Annotated in this window: 16 protein-coding genes; 12 read left to right on the forward strand and 4 right to left on the reverse strand. The window is 56.0% G+C overall.

The window, feature by feature from the left end; all coding sequences use genetic code 11:
- Positions 1-54: 54 nt before the first annotated feature.
- The 4 genes from phnE (AC0L7R_RS10220) to AC0L7R_RS10235 are packed head-to-tail and all read left to right on the forward strand — an operon-like array spanning position 55 to position 3,507.
- The gene (gene phnE, locus AC0L7R_RS10220) at positions 55-930 is read left to right on the forward strand and encodes a phosphonate ABC transporter, permease protein PhnE (RefSeq protein WP_473656765.1); all 876 of its coding nucleotides are present in this window, start codon (positions 55-57) and stop codon (positions 928-930) included.
- Positions 927-2,240 (forward strand): phosphonate ABC transporter, permease protein PhnE, encoded by a 1,314-nt coding sequence (gene phnE, locus AC0L7R_RS10225; RefSeq protein WP_473656766.1) that lies wholly within the window; start codon positions 927-929, stop codon positions 2,238-2,240. Before phnE (AC0L7R_RS10220) ends, phnE (AC0L7R_RS10225) begins: the two co-directional genes overlap by 4 nt.
- Entirely contained in the window at positions 2,240-2,887 is a 648-nt protein-coding gene (locus AC0L7R_RS10230) for an SDR family NAD(P)-dependent oxidoreductase (protein ID WP_473656767.1), read from the forward strand. The genes phnE (AC0L7R_RS10225) and AC0L7R_RS10230 overlap by 1 nt, the downstream gene beginning before the upstream one ends.
- Positions 2,887-3,507 carry a DapH/DapD/GlmU-related protein gene (locus AC0L7R_RS10235; protein ID WP_348108533.1) on the forward strand — a complete coding sequence of 207 codons (621 nt, stop codon included), beginning with the start codon at positions 2,887-2,889 and terminating at the stop codon, positions 3,505-3,507. The genes AC0L7R_RS10230 and AC0L7R_RS10235 overlap by 1 nt, the downstream gene beginning before the upstream one ends.
- A gap of 27 nt (positions 3,508-3,534) precedes the next feature.
- Here the strand turns inward: AC0L7R_RS10235 and phnF are convergent, their stop codons facing one another.
- Positions 3,535-4,254, reverse strand: coding sequence for a phosphonate metabolism transcriptional regulator PhnF (phnF, locus tag AC0L7R_RS10240; RefSeq protein ID WP_473656769.1), 720 nt, complete (start codon positions 4,252-4,254; stop codon positions 3,535-3,537).
- An 81-nt stretch (positions 4,255-4,335) separates the two neighbouring features.
- Between phnF and phnG the strand changes: the two genes are divergently transcribed.
- From phnG to AC0L7R_RS10255, 3 genes are read left to right on the forward strand one after another with little or no spacing between them, the layout of a single operon-like run.
- Positions 4,336-4,791, forward strand: a complete 456-nt coding sequence (gene phnG, locus AC0L7R_RS10245) for a phosphonate C-P lyase system protein PhnG (RefSeq protein WP_473656770.1) — start codon at positions 4,336-4,338, stop codon at positions 4,789-4,791.
- Positions 4,791-5,360: a phosphonate C-P lyase system protein PhnH gene (gene phnH, locus AC0L7R_RS10250; RefSeq protein ID WP_473656771.1), complete on the forward strand. Its 570-nt coding sequence runs from the start codon at positions 4,791-4,793 to the stop codon at positions 5,358-5,360. The genes phnG and phnH overlap by 1 nt, the downstream gene beginning before the upstream one ends.
- Positions 5,351-6,439 (forward strand): carbon-phosphorus lyase complex subunit PhnI, encoded by a 1,089-nt coding sequence (locus tag AC0L7R_RS10255; RefSeq protein WP_473656772.1) that lies wholly within the window; start codon positions 5,351-5,353, stop codon positions 6,437-6,439. The genes phnH and AC0L7R_RS10255 overlap by 10 nt, the downstream gene beginning before the upstream one ends.
- A gap of 2 nt (positions 6,440-6,441) precedes the next feature.
- Here AC0L7R_RS10255 and AC0L7R_RS10260 read toward each other — a convergent pair whose 3' ends face one another.
- Positions 6,442-6,705: a hypothetical protein gene (locus AC0L7R_RS10260; RefSeq protein ID WP_473656773.1), complete on the reverse strand. Its 264-nt coding sequence runs from the start codon at positions 6,703-6,705 to the stop codon at positions 6,442-6,444.
- 22 nt (positions 6,706-6,727) lie between these two features.
- On the opposite strand from AC0L7R_RS10260, the gene AC0L7R_RS10265 reads away from it, so the two are divergent.
- From AC0L7R_RS10265 to phnN, 4 genes are read left to right on the forward strand one after another with little or no spacing between them, the layout of a single operon-like run.
- Positions 6,728-7,597 (forward strand): alpha-D-ribose 1-methylphosphonate 5-phosphate C-P-lyase PhnJ, encoded by an 870-nt coding sequence (locus AC0L7R_RS10265; RefSeq protein ID WP_473656774.1) that lies wholly within the window; start codon positions 6,728-6,730, stop codon positions 7,595-7,597.
- Positions 7,594-8,364 (forward strand): phosphonate C-P lyase system protein PhnK, encoded by a 771-nt coding sequence (gene phnK / locus AC0L7R_RS10270; protein ID WP_473656775.1) that lies wholly within the window; start codon positions 7,594-7,596, stop codon positions 8,362-8,364. Before AC0L7R_RS10265 ends, phnK begins: the two co-directional genes overlap by 4 nt.
- Positions 8,365-8,367: 3 nt before the next feature.
- Positions 8,368-9,051 carry a phosphonate C-P lyase system protein PhnL gene (phnL, locus tag AC0L7R_RS10275; RefSeq protein WP_473656776.1) on the forward strand — a complete coding sequence of 228 codons (684 nt, stop codon included), beginning with the start codon at positions 8,368-8,370 and terminating at the stop codon, positions 9,049-9,051.
- Positions 9,048-9,593, forward strand: a complete 546-nt coding sequence (phnN, locus tag AC0L7R_RS10280) for a phosphonate metabolism protein/1,5-bisphosphokinase (PRPP-forming) PhnN (RefSeq protein WP_473656778.1) — start codon at positions 9,048-9,050, stop codon at positions 9,591-9,593. The genes phnL and phnN overlap by 4 nt, the downstream gene beginning before the upstream one ends.
- Here phnN and AC0L7R_RS10285 read toward each other — a convergent pair.
- Entirely contained in the window at positions 9,575-10,246 is a 672-nt protein-coding gene (locus tag AC0L7R_RS10285; RefSeq protein WP_473656779.1) for a DUF1045 domain-containing protein, read from the reverse strand. The genes phnN and AC0L7R_RS10285 overlap by 19 nt on opposite strands.
- Between AC0L7R_RS10285 and AC0L7R_RS10290 the strand changes: the two genes are divergently transcribed.
- The gene (locus AC0L7R_RS10290) at positions 10,245-11,441 is read left to right on the forward strand and encodes an alpha-D-ribose 1-methylphosphonate 5-triphosphate diphosphatase (protein ID WP_473656781.1); all 1,197 of its coding nucleotides are present in this window, start codon (positions 10,245-10,247) and stop codon (positions 11,439-11,441) included. The two genes, AC0L7R_RS10285 and AC0L7R_RS10290, sit on opposite strands and share 2 nt — an antisense overlap.
- A 265-nt stretch (positions 11,442-11,706) precedes the next feature.
- Here the strand turns inward: AC0L7R_RS10290 and AC0L7R_RS10295 are convergent, their stop codons facing one another.
- Complete coding sequence (locus tag AC0L7R_RS10295; RefSeq protein ID WP_473660393.1) at positions 11,707-15,345, reverse strand: vitamin B12-dependent ribonucleotide reductase; 3,639 nt, start codon at positions 15,343-15,345, stop codon at positions 11,707-11,709.
- Positions 15,346-15,519 lie beyond the last annotated feature (174 nt).

The following is a 15,519-nucleotide window of genomic DNA, read 5'->3' on the forward strand; positions in this document are numbered from 1 at the left end:
TTATGACGCATCCGGCAGCCCTTTGGGGCTGCCGGTTTCTCGTTTGGGGGCCACATGGCAGAAACAGCATTCAGCGGCGCGCCGCAAAACGTCGGCAGCATTCAGTCGACCTATATGGCGCAAGTCCAGCGACGCAGGCTCTATGGCGGGCTAACATTGCTGATCTTTGTCGTCTTGATGGTGTCCGGATTTAACATTGCGGACGACCGGAACGCTGGAGGTTTCTGGGACGGCTTGCACCAGATCGGCGATTATCCGGCCGATGTTTTGTCAGAAGCATGGGAAAAACGAGCGGAATTGCCCGCCTTGGTGTTCAAGTATTTTCCGGCTCTTATTGAAACGATCAACATCGCGGCGGTTTCGACCTTACTTGGGGCGATTGGCGGTTTGTTCCTTTCTCTACATGGCACACGCGGATTGGCGAAATGGCCACGTTTGATCCCGTTGTTTCGCCGTATCTCCGATATAATGCGCGCCGTACCCGAAATCGTCGTCGCCCTTGTTTTGATCTTTGTACTTGGCGGCGGACCCGTGCCTGCGATGATCGCTATTTCCATCCACACGGCCGGCGCATTGGGAAAAATGTTCTCTGAAGTATCTGAGAATGCTGACCTGAAGCCGCTTGAAGGGTTGGCCTCAACTGGGGCTACGTGGTCACAACGGATGATACTTGGCGTGCTTCCACAGGTCGCACCAAACTACATCAGCTATGCGCTTTTGCGGTTCGAAATCAATATTCGCGCGTCCGCTATACTTGGGTTCGTGGGTGCTGGCGGCTTGGGCTACGAGCTGCGCAATGCGATGGCATGGGGGCCCGGTCGATTTGACGAAGCCGCAGCCATCTTCGTTCTTCTATTCGGCACAATCGTATTCTTTGACCAAGTGTCCAGCCGCTACCGCAATCGTTTGACCGAAGGACAAGCCCAATGACCGCGATCGATCTGGATACAACAAAGATTCAGGCTGAACAGATTTTCCAGCGCAAGCGACTGATTAGTTTTGGCCTGCCTGCCGTGATCTTCGCCTATCTCGTCTATATCTTCTTTGCCTTCGATCTGGCCGGTCTCGCGGGACGCGCCAATGTCGACAATGCAAAGACGCTGACGTCGGACATCTGGTCGTACAAGGTACACGTCACGCGCAACAACCGCTCTGGCGACGTCAGCTACGCCGTCGAAGGCGAACGCAAAGGCACTTATCCGGATGGCGAACGCCCCGCATGGGTCAGCGGCGATGACGTGATCGCAATCGATCTCGGCGCAGATCACATCGTGCGATATTTGCCCGACAATCGCACAGAGATTGATGTGCCGGGATTTCCGTTGATCGCGGTGCAAGCCGAAGGCCGCACGGTGACAAGCAACCTGCCTGACGATCTACCCGATTGGATTTCTGCGTCCGACCGCCGCATTGGCATCACGACAGGCGAAGGGCGCATCACGCTGACAGGCGCACGGACAGAGGTATTCAATTACTTTGCAGGGTGGGAACTGTTTTGGTTTACGCTCGACAGCCCGTACCATGGCGAAGGCACCGGCAAGATCCTGTTCGGGGAACGTCTCGATCCTGCGCGCAGCAACATCGCGGGTGCCATGTCTGACTGGTGGAACAACAAGATGTGGCGGCATAAGGATGTCGCGTGGGCCATCGGCGAAACGATTTTGATGGCATTTCTTGGTACGATGGGTGCGGCGATGGTCGCGTTGCCATTGGCCTTTCTGGCCGCCAAGAAATTTTCCCCAGTCATGGTCTTACGTGCCGCGACACGCCGCCTATTCGACTTCGTTCGCGGCGTCGATGCCCTGATCTGGACAGTCGTTCTTGCCCGCGCTTTTGGCCCCGGCCCACTGACTGGATCATTGGCGATCCTGATCACGGATACGGGCACATTCGGTAAAACCTTTTCCGAGGCCTTAGAAAACGTTGATCAAAAGCAGATCGAAGGGATTTCTTCCACTGGTGCGAAGCCCCTGCAACGCTACCGCTTTGGCGTGATCCCGCAAGTGGTTCCGGTTCTGCTGGCGCAGGTTCTGTATTTTCTTGAATCCAACACGCGGTCGGCTACCATCATTGGCGCGATCACTGGCGGCGGCATCGGCCTGATGCTGACCCAAGCGATCCAAACCCAAAAAGACTGGGAAGAAGTCGCCTATTACATCGTACTGATCATCCTGATGGTGATGTTCATGGATTGGCTCTCAGGCTGGTTACGCAGCAAATTGATCGGACGCAAAGACTAATGGCAAACATTCTCATCACCGGCGTTAACCGCGGCATAGGCGCGGCTTTGCATCAAGCGGCGTCTGCTAATGACCATCACGTCATTGGCACCACGCGCGATGGTCGAAACGGGACAATCGCCTTGGAGTTATCTGACCCTGCCGCGATTGCAGGTCAGCTGGGCGCACTGCCGCAGATTGACGTGCTCATCAATAACGCTGGTATTATTGGCCCAGAGTCCGATCGGCAGTCACCGCTTTCTATGGACTGGGACGGTATGCGCGAAACGTTCGCTATCAACAGTATCGCCCCGCTCGCAGTGGCGCAGGCAGCACTGCCGGCATTGCGAAAGACAGAGCAGCCCAAAATACTGACAATTTCGAGCCAGATGGCCAGCTTTGCCACCCCTAAATCCAACCAGATCGCCTATCGTGCCTCCAAGGCTGCGGTGAACAAAGTGATGCAAGGGCTGGCAGTTGAACTAGAACCAGAGGGCATCCCTGTTGTCGTAATTAACCCGGGTTGGGTGCGAACGGATATGGGCGGCACAGGTGCGGACGAAGACCCGAACGATGTGGCCCAAGGAATTTTGGCCATAATGGAACGGCTGACGATAGAAGATACCGGAAAGTTTCTTCGGTTCACCGGCGAAGAGTTCCCCTACTAATGGCACGTTTGACTGCGAATGCGACATTCTTTCACCCCGAATGCGAGATCACGGATAGCACCTTTGGTGCCTTTGTTGAGATCGGTAAGGGCAGCCGCGTGAACAACGCATCTTTCGGCGACTACAGCTATTGCGACCGTTATGCGGATATCGCTAATGCGCAGATCGGCAAGTTTGCGAATATCGCCGCTTTTTCGCGGATCGGCGCGACGGATCATCCGTTGGATACGGCGTCTTGCCACCATTTTCTGTACCGATCCGATGATTACTGGGACGATGCGGATCGTGATGTAGATTTCTTTACGCACCGCAGCTCTCGCATTGCACAAATTGGGCACGACACGTGGATTGGCGCAGGCGCTATGATCAAACCAGAGGTCACGTTAGGCCACGGGGCTGTTGTCGCAGCGGGCGCAGTCGTGACGAAGGACGTCGCGCCTTATACCATTGTCGCAGGGACACCCGCGACACCGCTTCGCCGCCGCCAACCTGAACCTATTGCGGAGAGGTTGATGGACCTAGCTTGGTGGGATTGGTCGCATGAAGATCTGCGCACCGCACTTCCAGATTTTCGGTCGATGTCGGCTGAGACTTTTCTTGAAAAATATGAGACAGCTTAGCGTTCGACACTGTCAACTTCGAGCGGTTCAGGTTTCAATCGTTAAAGTCACACGATCCCCAGCAAAGTAGGTCCGCCCGTATTCGATCGCAGTCTTAGTGTCATCGACGTTAACACTGCTGGACCGCAGTAGCGGATCGCCTTCATGAACCTGCAAATGCAGCGCTTGGGTGGCCTCGGCGCGCACGGCCGTCAGGCGCGTCGACGCACGCGCAAAATCTGCAACACCGCAAAGCGCCAACGCATCGGTCACGCTGCTTGTTTCTTTGAATGCATCAAAAATGCCATTGACCCGCGACAGCGGGAAAAGACTTTCGAACAGCGCAATCGGCTGCCCGTCTGACAGTGACAAACCTTGATATACGCATACCCGATCACCAGGGGCGATATTCAGCGCAAACGCCTCGCCGTCGGATGCCGCACGTTCTTCAAGATGGATCACCCGTTTCTCAGGCCGTCGTCCTGCTGCGATCAGGTTCTCGTGGAACCGGACCCGTTTGCCGATGGGGTAATCGGTGGGCGTGGCCGCAACAAACGCGCCAGCGCCCCGCCGCGTGCGCACCAACCCTTCGCCCACCAGCGCCGAAATGCCGTGACGCACCGTATGGCGATTAACGCCGAACCTTTCGGCCAGTGCAGCTTCGGTCGGCAGCTTGTCACCGGGGGCATAGCGGCCTTCAGCGAGGTCTACGCGAAGTGCAGACGCAATCGCTTTCCAAACGGGGGTCTTGGGGGCTGTGTCACTCAAACTTCACAAATCTTTTCTATCGGGAAACGCAAAATATGTTAGGATATGTATAGTTGTATAGATGAAAGACAAGTTGTCGAGATGAAAGATACATTCGATACAGAAAACCCCCGCAAAGTCTGGATGGGGCTTTTGGCGAAAGCGCCCGAGGGTCGTGTTTCGCAATTGTTGGATACGCATTTGTCGCGCCCCAGATTCACTTGGCTGCGCGCCCCCGAAATCGGCAGCACGATGGTGCAAGGCCGCGCTGGCGGAACGGGCGCGCCCTTCAATTTGGGTGAAGTGACCGTGACCCGTTGCGCCTTGACCCTTGCGACGGGCGAAGTCGGGCACGCCTATATTCAAGGGCGCAGCAAAGCAGATGCAGAAGCCGCGGCACTGATTGATGCGATGATGCAAACGACACATGCGGACGACGTGCGCGCTGCTGTGCTGAGCCCGCTCGAAACGGAAGCGATGGCGCGCAAGACGCACCGCGCAGCCAAAGCCGCCGCCACGAAGGTTGATTTTTTCACGATGGTGCGGGGGGACGATTGATGGACGCGCAAACGTTAGGCGGCGGTTTTTCCGACCCAGCCATTCAATCTGCACATGCCTTTCGAAGCGTCATGGAAGCCATGGCCCGCCCCGGCACCATACAAGACATCACCGGGGCCGAACCCCCTGCCCCCTTATCCAAAGCCGCTGGCGCTGTTCTACTGACCCTTTGCGACGCCGACACGCCGGTTTATCTGGCCGGAGATACCGATTGCGCGGACGTACGGTCTTGGTTGGCGTTTCACACCGGTGCACCGGTCACGGGGCCATCACAGGCGATGTTCGCAGTCGGCACGTGGGGCGCACTTGGACCATTGTCGGCTTATCCAGTGGGCACGTCGGAATACCCAGATCGGTCTGCGACGCTTATCGTCGAAAGCGACACACTATCGGGCAATTCGGTGTTGAACGGACCCGGCATTAAACAAACCGCACAACTGAACTTGCCCGAAACCGCTGCGTTTCAATTGAACCACACGCTTTTCCCGCTTGGTCTGGATTTCATTTTCACATGCGGCGATCAACTAGCAGCCCTGCCGCGTTCAACGGAGGTGTCGTCATGTACGTAGCCGTCAAGGGTGGCGAACGGGCCATCGAAAACGCACATGCGTGGTTAGCCGAAGAACGACGCGGCGATACCAGCGTTACAGAACTAAGCACTGCGCAAATTCGCGAACAGCTCAGCCTTGCAGTGAACCGCGTCATGGCCGAAGGGTCGCTCTATGATCCGGACCTCGCAGCTCTGGCGATCAAACAAGCACGGGGCGATTTGATCGAAGCGATCTTCCTGATCCGCGCCTACCGCACGACATTGCCGCGCTTTGGCTCTTCGCTTCCAGTGGACACAGGTGCGATGGCGTGTGACCGGCGCATCTCTGCGACCTTCAAAGACTTACCCGGCGGTCAAATTCTAGGCCCAACCTTTGACTACACGCACCGTTTGCTGAACTTCAAACTGGCAGCAGATGGTGAAGTTGCAGACGCCCCGACGCGCGACGTCGAAGCTGCGGCGGTGCCACATGTGACCGACTTCCTAAATCAGGAAGGGCTGATCGAAGACGCCCCACTCGACGATACCTCTCCGCCCGATCTGACCCGCGAACCTTTGGAAATGCCAGCGGAACGCGCGCTACGACTGCAAGCGCTCACACGATCGGACGAAGGATTCACGCTTGGCTTGGCCTATTCCACACAGCGGGGGTACGCCCGCAACCACGCTTTTGTGGGCGAGCTACGGATCGGAACGGTGCCTGTTGAAATGGATATCCCAGAGCTGGGGTTTTCTGTGGAAATTGGCGAAGTCACCCTGACCGAATGCGAAACCGTCAACCAATTCAAAGGCTCCAAAACAGAACCACCCCAGTTTACGCGCGGGTACGGATTGGTCTTCGGCCAGACCGAACGCAAAGCTATTTCAATGGCTTTGGTGGACCGCGCATTACGATGGGAAGAACTAGGCGAAGATAACGAAGGTGCACCCGCGCAGGACGCTGAATTTGTTTTGTATCACGCGGACAACATTCAGGCGACTGGATTCCTCGAACATATCAAACTGCCACACTACGTCGATTTTCAATCCGAGCTCGAACTGGTGCGCAAACTGCGCCGCGAAGCTGGCGCGGATCAAATGCAGGAGGCAGCAGAATGACGTTAGTCGCCACCACCACCGTCTCCTCCGCCGTCGCCACCAAAATCGCCCCAAGAACTACTGTTGCTATGCCATATACCGCCGGGTTCTTCGGGATGCTTGGACGATCTACGTTCGCTGCCATCAAAATCGGTCCAGACGTAGACACCGGCGCTATCATCGCGGCGCAACGACTGTTTGCGGCGCCTATGTCGCCGATCACTCCAGAACCCGTATGCCAAAACCGCGGCAACGAGAGCTGCGAAGAAAACCCATTCCATACTCATTATACCTTCCGAGGCACTCATCATGTCTGATTACAATTTCGCATATCTCGATGAACAAACCAAGCGGATGATCCGCCGCGCGATCCTGAAGGGCCTTGCTATCCCGGGGTATCAGGTGCCCTTTGCCTCACGCGAAATGCCAATGCCTTATGGTTGGGGCACGGGTGGTGTGCAGGTGTCTGCCGCCGTGTTGACCCCCGACGACACATTCAAGGTGATCGACCAAGGGGCCGACGATACGACCAACGCCGTCTCGATCCGCACGTTTTTTGAACGCACGGCGGCCGTGGAGACAACCACCGAGACCAGCGAGGCAAGCGTGATCCAAACACGCCACCGCATTCCCGAAGAACCGCTGACCGAAAATCAAATTCTAGTCTATCAGGTGCCCATCCCAGAACCGCTGCGGTTTCTTGAGCCACGCGAAAGCGAGACTCGTAAAATGCATAGCCTCGAAGAATACGGCCTGATGCATGTGAAACTTTACGAAGACATTAGCCGACACGGTCATATCGCGACGTCTTATGCCTATCCGGTGAAGGTTGAAGGCCGCTATGTCATGGACCCGTCGCCCATTCCAAAGTTCGACAACCCCAAGCTGGGCGATATGGCGGCGATCCAACTGTTCGGCGCGGGGCGTGAACAACGCATCTACGCATTGCCACCTTACACGCAGGTGGTGAGCCTCGATTTCGAAGATCATCCATTTGAGGCCACAAAAGCGGATCATGTGTGCGGACTTTGCGGGTCTGATGAAAGCTACCTCGATGAGGTGATCACCGATGATCAAGGCGGCCGTCTCTTTTGCTGCTCTGACACCGATTATTGCATGGGACGCCGCAACGCTGGCCACTTCGGGCCCGCAACAACCGAAAGTGAGGCCGCAGCATGACGCCGCTTTTATCCGTCCAAAACCTCACCAAACGCTACGGAGCGCATATCGGTTGCGCTGACGTGTCGTTTGACCTGTACCCGGGTGAAGTCATGGGCATTGTCGGGGAAAGCGGTTCTGGTAAATCCACGCTCCTCAACAGTATGGCAGGTCACTTGATCCCTGACGCTGGCGCGGTCGTTTTTGATACCCGCGCAGATGGCCCTAAAGATACCATCACGATGTCTGAACCCGAACGGCGGATGTTGGGCCGAACCGATTTGGCTTTTGTTCATCAACACGCCCGCGACGGGTTGCGCATGGGTGTCAGCGCTGGCGGCAACGTCGGTGAACGCCTGATGGCCGTAGGCGAACGCCATTACGGCGACATTCGTGGCAAGGCGGTTGATTGGCTCGGTCGGGTCGAAATCGACGCCAGCCGTGTAGATGACCGCCCCACAACGTTCTCGGGCGGGATGCAGCAGCGGCTTCAGATCGCGCGCAATCTGGTGACGGGCCCGCGGCTTGTGTTTATGGATGAACCTACGGGTGGTTTGGACGTGTCCGTTCAAGCACGCCTGCTTGATCTGTTGCGCGGGCTGGTACGCGACATGGGATTGTCTGCGATCATCGTGACCCATGACCTTGCCGTTGTGCGCCTATTGGCCGACCGGTTGATGGTGATGAAAGACGGGCATGTCGTCGAAGCGGGTCTTACCGATCAGGTGCTTGATGACCCACAACACGCTTACAGCCAACTTCTTGTTTCCTCAGTCTTACAGGTATGACCGATGATTGATCTCAAAGACGTTTCAAAAACCTTCACGCTGCACAACCAAGGCAGCGCTGTGATCGAAGTGATCAACGATGCCTCGCTGTCCGTCGCCAAAGGCGAATGCGTCGCCCTGACCGGAGCTTCGGGTGCAGGCAAATCAACGCTGATGCGCATGATCTACGGCAACTACCGAACGCAAGCAGGTGAAATTAGGATCGGCGATGTCGACATAGTGCAGGCCCAACCGCGCGAGGTCATCAACCTGCGTCGCGATGTGCTTGGCTACGTCAGTCAGTTCCTGCGGGTTGTGCCACGTGTGCCAACGCTAGATGTGGTGGCCGAACCATTGCGTGCGGTGGGTGTATCCGCCGATGATGCCGAAACACGCGCCAAGCGGTTGTTGTCACAGCTGAATATCCCAGAACGGCTGTGGTCCCTTTCGCCCACAACGTTTTCAGGCGGCGAACAACAGCGCGTAAATATCGCGCGTGGTTTCGCGCATGAATATCCTGCAATGCTGTTGGACGAGCCCACCGCGAGCCTTGATGCCGCCAATCGCGAAGTCGTGCTGTCACTGATCGAAGATGCAAAGGCACGCGGTGCTGCGATCATCGGGATCTTCCACGATGAAGCGGCACGCGACCGTCTGTGTAATCGGGAAATAGACGTGAGCCAATTCACGCCAAAGGTGGCGGCATGACGCAAGGACGCCTCATCGCAGTCGTTGGGCCGTCCGGCGTCGGCAAAGACAGCGTGATGGCAGGTCTGCATGATTTGATGCCAAGCATGCATATGGTGCGTCGGGTCATCACACGCGCACCGGGCCTTGGCGGCGAAGACTATGATGCAGCCACCCCTGCCGCGTTCGAAACCTTGGTGCAAAATGGGGCATTCGCGGTCCATTGGCGCGCGCATGGTTTGCGCTATGGCATTCCGATCAAAGTCCGTGACAGGCTGCACACTGGGACAGACTGCCTCGTAAATTTTTCACGCAACGCGCTATGTGATGCCGCCAAGATTTTTCCGAATTTTGTTGTTTTGAACATTACTGCAACTGAGGAAACATTGGCCAAACGCCTCATTGCGCGTGGTCGCGAAAGCCAAGAAGACATTGCAAAAAGGATATCAGTCGCAGACAAACCTTTGCCTGCAGGTCTCAAGGTCATCCATGTATCGAACGACGGCCCTTTACCGACGACGATCGCACATGCAGCCAAGCTGCTTCAGCCGGTCAGGGCATGACGATGGATCAGTTCAAACCGGCCATCTTCGCGTTCACCGCACAGGGCAATTTGGTCAATCACAAACGGCTTGGGCAAATCGGGCAAATGACTGCTTGCGACTCCCGTCCAACGCGCGATGTCGTGCGTAGGCAAACGCCCCGAAAGGGTCAGATGGAAACGGAACTCTTCCATCACATATGGATAGCCCCATCGGGTCAAAAGCGCGTCTTGGCGCGCGGTCAATCCAGCGGCACGTCGGCGGTCCAGTTCAGCCGCGCTAGCGGGCGCGCGAAACGGGTCGAGATCACACACACAGGCCTGCGCCACGCGCCGTACGCCAGACACATCACCGCTTGGCGTCAACGCAAGAAAACCGCCCAACGTGGTCAATTCCAAACCACCGCTGACTGCGGGTTTTACCGTCGCGGCAAGATCCGCCGCCGCGCGCTCAAGTTCCGCGAAAGATCGCCCTGCTGCCAGCCTGAATGGCGGCTTCAACGTCCCATGGAACCCGTACTTCATCGGTGTCATCGTGATGTCACGCAAACCGTGCACAGATGGCTGAACAACGTCGCGGCCAGTCACAACATCCCAACCCAGCCACGCGGCACCAAAATCTGCCAAAGCGCCTTCCGGCGGGATAAAGTAAATCGCAAATCGAGAATATGACATGAATTCCCCTTTTTCTGCGCCCTCATTTACAAAGTCTTGTGACACCAGCACGACAAACGACATTTGTTTGGCGAATGCACAGCTCGTTTTGGCAGATCAAGTCCTAACCGGATCGATTACAATCGAACAGGGCGTGATTACCAACATCGCCGAAGGTGACGTAGTGCCAAATGGTGCAATTGATTGCGCAGGTGATCTTGTTCTGCCGGGATTGGTCGAGCTGCACACCGACAACGTCGAACGTCACATGGAACCCCGCCCAAAAGTGGATTGGCCCCATCTGCCTGCCCTTCTGGCACATGACGCGGAACTTGCATCCACAGGAATCACGACCGTCTTTGACGCCATGCGCGTAGGGTCGATCTACAGCAGTCAAAAAGGGCAATATGTTGAATACGCCCGCACACTTGCAAATGAACTATTGGCGGCACGCGCCGAAGGTCTGTTTAAGATCAGCCACTTTCTGCATCTGCGGGCTGAGATTTGCTCAGAAACGCTCCTTGAAGAATTGGCCACCTTTAGTGTCGACGATCGGGTTGGCATTGTTAGCCTGATGGACCACACGCCCGGTCAACGGCAGTTCCGTGATCTTACAGCGCTTAAAACATACGTCGCCAAGAAACGCGGCATGAACGACGCCGAATTCGCGGAACACGTTGAAAATCAAATAAATCTTCAAAAACGATACGGTGCAAAGCACGAAGTCGGCGCGGTTCACGAAGCCAAACGCCTCGGCGCTGTGCTTGCCAGCCACGATGACACCACCGGTGAACATGTTGCAACATCAGCCAAGAACGGTGTCGGCTTTGCAGAATTTCCCACGACAGTTGAAGCGGCGGAAGCCTGTCGCGCGCACGGGATCGCAGTGATGATGGGGGCGCCCAACCTAATACGGGGTGGGTCGCATTCCGGAAACGTCGCGGCGGAAGATCTGGCAAACGCTGACCTTTTGGATATCGTGTCTTCCGATTATGTCCCGTCGGCCCTGCTATTATCCGCCTTCCATCTCGCCAAAATCTGGAACGACGTCCCCCGTGCAATCGCCACGGTTACCCGCAATCCGGCCAAAGCCGCCGGCCTCACCGACCGCGGCCAATTAGAAGTTGGGTTGCGTGGAGACGTCTTACGAGTCCATCAGAATCGCAAAGCGCCGATCTTGCGAAACGTTTGGAGCCAAGGCCGACAAGTCGGGTGACGGCTGCAACTACGAGGGAGGGTGAAACCTGCTAACGTTTGACCCGCCCCTATGAAATAACGCGTCATAAGGCAGAAAACGCCACCCCTGAACCGAATCAATAAAAAAGGGGCCCCCGCAGGGACCCCGTTAGTTTCGCTTATCGGGCTCGTGATTATACCGCTCAATGTTTTTTGCCTGCGGCCCGATCCGCGCCGGGGGTGAGCGCACCCACCCCGGGTCTCGAAAAGCGCCGACTCTTCGCGAAAATTCGGCGCTTATAGTTTTAGCTACACCCAGACGTTCCGCCGCAGGTGTTGCACTTCATACATGTCCCGTTGCGCACCAGCGTATAGTTGCCGCATTCGCCGCAGGCTTCGCCTTCGTACCCCTGCATTTTTGCCTTGCTACGGGCGTCCATGCTGGTGGCGACAGCCACGGTTGATGTTTCCGTCACAACAGTCTCGACCGCTAGATCACCTTCGCCAACCGGAGCTTTCGCAGTTTCACCACCGCCGCCGTTCAGCACGATCAGCTCTTGTGGCATCCGCTTGCGCAGGTAACCCGTGGAAGAGATTTGTTTCAGTACTTCCAATGACTTGGACGCTGCAGCATCGGATGGCGCTGTGACGTTGGACACACCTTCCTGTTCGCCGCGACCGATATCATCGAAAGACGCGCCTTCGGGTTTGACGTGGGCCAGATCGGTCCGGTCAAGGTAGGACACAGCCAGTTCGCGGAAGATGTAGTCAAGGATCGACGTCGCATTCTTGATGCTGTCGTTGCCCTGAACCATGCCAGCCGGTTCGAACTTGGTGAATGTGAACGCGTCGACGAATTCTTCCAGCGGCACGCCGTATTGCAGACCAACAGACACCGCGATGGCAAAGTTGTTCATCATGGCGCGGAAACCAGCACCTTCCTTGTGCATGTCGATGAAGATTTCACCAAGCTTGCCGCCCTCGTATTCGCCTGTCCGCAGGTACACCTTGTGGCCACCAACAATGGCTTTTTGAGTGTAGCCCTTGCGGCGCTCCGGCATCTTGGTGCGCTCTTGCTCTTTGTAGATTTCCTTGATGATCACCTTTTCGACGATCTTTTCGGCGAGAACAGCGGCCTTTTCGTGCATGGAACCGCTTTCCAACGTTTCCATCGCCTCATCATCGTCTTCCACCAAGGCAGCGGCCAATGGCTGGGACAACTTTGACCCGTCACGATACAATGCGTTCGCTTTCACACCCAAGGACCAAGATAGTTCGTAGGCTTTCTGACAGTCCTCGATTGTCGCGTCGTTTGGCATGTTGATCGTTTTGGAAATCGCACCAGAGATGAACGATTGCGCTGCGGCCATCATGTGGATGTGGCTGTCGACGGACAGGTAACGCTTGCCCTTCTTGCCGCATGGGTTCGCACAATCAAACACGTTCAGGTGCTTTTCCTCGAGGAACGGCGCGCCTTCCAGCGTCATTGTCCCACAGACGTGATCGTTTGCTGCGTCAATTTCGGCTTTTGTGTAGCCCAAGTGGCGCAGCAAATCGAACGTTGGATCGTTTAGCTTCTCGGCTGGGATACCAAGCGTTTTGGTGCAGAATTCTTCGCCCAAGGTCCACTGGTTGAACACAAAGCGGATGTCGAATGCGGCTTTCAGCGCACCTTCCACTTTGTCGATCTCTGCTTGGCCAAAACCGTGACCAATCAAGGATGTGTGATTGATTGCAGGCGCTTGGCCGATTGAACCGTGACCAACTGCGTACGCAATGATCTCTTCAATCTGGGCAGAACCATAGCCGAGTGTGTCCAACGCCGCAGGCACCGATTGGTTGATGATTTTGAAGTAGCCACCACCAGCCAGCTTTTTGAACTTCACCAGCGCAAAGTCAGGCTCGATACCTGTCGTGTCGCAATCCATCACCAGACCAATGGTGCCGGTTGGCGCAATCACAGAAACCTGCGCATTGCGGTAACCGTGCTTTTCGCCCAGCTTCAACGCTTCGTCCCATGCGCCTTCGGCCAGTTTGATCAAACGCTGATCAGGGCAGTTGGCTTGGTCCAGAGGCACAGGTTTCACGTCCAGCTTTTCGTAGCCGTCTGTATTGCCGTATGCCGCGTTGCGGTGGTTACGGATAACTTTGAGCATGTGGTCCGCGTTTTTCGCGTACCCAGGGAACGCGCCCTGCTCGCCTGCCATTTCAGCGGATGTCGCATAAGACACACCTGTCATGATCGCAGTCAGCGCGGCCCCCATGGAACGGCCTTCGTCACTGTCGTAACCGTAGCCCATGTTCATCAGCAAACCGCCGATGTTGGCGTAGCCCAGACCCAATGTGCGGAAATCATAGGACCGCTGCGCGATTTCCTTAGACGGGAACTGCGCCATCATCACGGAAATTTCCAGCGTCACAGTCCAGAGACGTGTTGCGTGCATGTAGTCTTCGACTTGGAACTCGCCGTTCTTGTAGAATGTCAGCAGGTTCATAGACGCGAGGTTACAGGCCGTGTCGTCAAGGAACATGTATTCGGAACACGGGTTAGACCCACGAATTGCACCGTCTTCTGGGCATGTGTGCCATGCGTTCACGGTGTCGTGGTACTGGATGCCCGGATCGGCACAGGCCCAAGCAGCGTGGCCAACTTGTTCCCACAGGTCACGTGCGCGGATGGTACGCTGCACTTCGCCGTCACGACGGTTGATCAGGTCCCAGTCGTCGTCATTTTCGACAGCTTTCAGGAACGCATCGGTTACGCGGATCGAGTTGTTCGAGTTTTGACCCGAGACGGAAGAATAAGCCTCAGAATCCCAGTCGGTGTCGTAGGTCGGGAATTCAATCGATGTGTGACCCTGCTTTGCATAATCCAAAACGCGTTTGATATACGTCTCAGGGATCGCGACCTTTTTCGCTTCACGAACAGCTGTTTGCAGGCTGGAGTTCACCTTAGGATCGTAAGCATCCGTTTCCTTGCCGTCCCAGTCCTTAATCGCTTTGAAGATCGCGTTCAGGAACTTTTCGTGCATCTTGGAACCAGCAACGATGGACGCTACTTTCTGCTCTTCGATGACCTTCCAGTTGATGAAATCTTCGATATCTGGGTGATCCGCATCGACGATGACCATCTTGGCGGCACGGCGCGTTGTGCCACCCGATTTGATCGCACCAGCAGCACGGTCACCGATTTTCAGGAAACCCATCAGGCCGGATGATTTACCACCACCGGACAGGGCCTCCCCTTCGCCGCGGAGCGAAGAAAAGTTGGTGCCTGTGCCGGAACCGTACTTAAACAGACGTGCTTCGCGTACCCACAGATCCATGATGCCGCCGTCGTTCACCAGATCATCAGCGACAGACTGAATGAAGCAAGCATGCGGCTGCGGGTGTTCGTAGGAAGATGTGGATTTTGTCAGTTTGCCAGTCTTGTAGTCAACATAGTGGTGACCTTGGGCCGGACCGTCGATCCCGTAGGCCCAGTGCAGGCCTGTGTTGAACCACTGCGGGCTGTTTGGCGCTGCACGCTGTGTCGCCAACATGTAGCGCATTTCGTCAAAATAAGCGCGGGCATCCTCTTCATTCGTGAAGTAGCCGCCTTTCCAGCCCCAATAGGCCCATGCGCCCGCGAGACGGTCAAAAACCTGCTTGGCTGATGTTTCGCCGCCGAATGTCGCGTCTTTGGTCGGAACAGAGCGCCACAGAAATTCTGGAACACCCTTTTCTTTGACCTTCTTCATCTCTGAAGGAACGCCGGCCTTGCGGAAGTATTTCTGGGCGATGACGTCTGACGCGACTTGGGACCAGCCGTCAGGAATCTCGCAATTGTCCAACTTGAATACGATTGTGCCGTCCGGATTCCGAATTTCGGACGTCGTCGTGTTAAATGCCAAAGCATCATATGCGTCTTGGCCGGCTTTGGTGAAATTGCGTTCGATTCTCATCGCGTCTGCCCCGTAAAATGCGCCGTCGTTGCGGCCTGTCCCTAGTCCCGAATCCAAAAAAAGGATCCGCATGTCTGCGTGCCTTGACGATGGGCCGAACGTTTCCAGTGACGAAAACCTAAGTTTTCAGCCTGTAAGTCCACAAATTGTATGAGCTTCTGCCCGGTCCCCATC

Source organism: Yoonia sp. D2-7, from assembly GCF_055809435.1.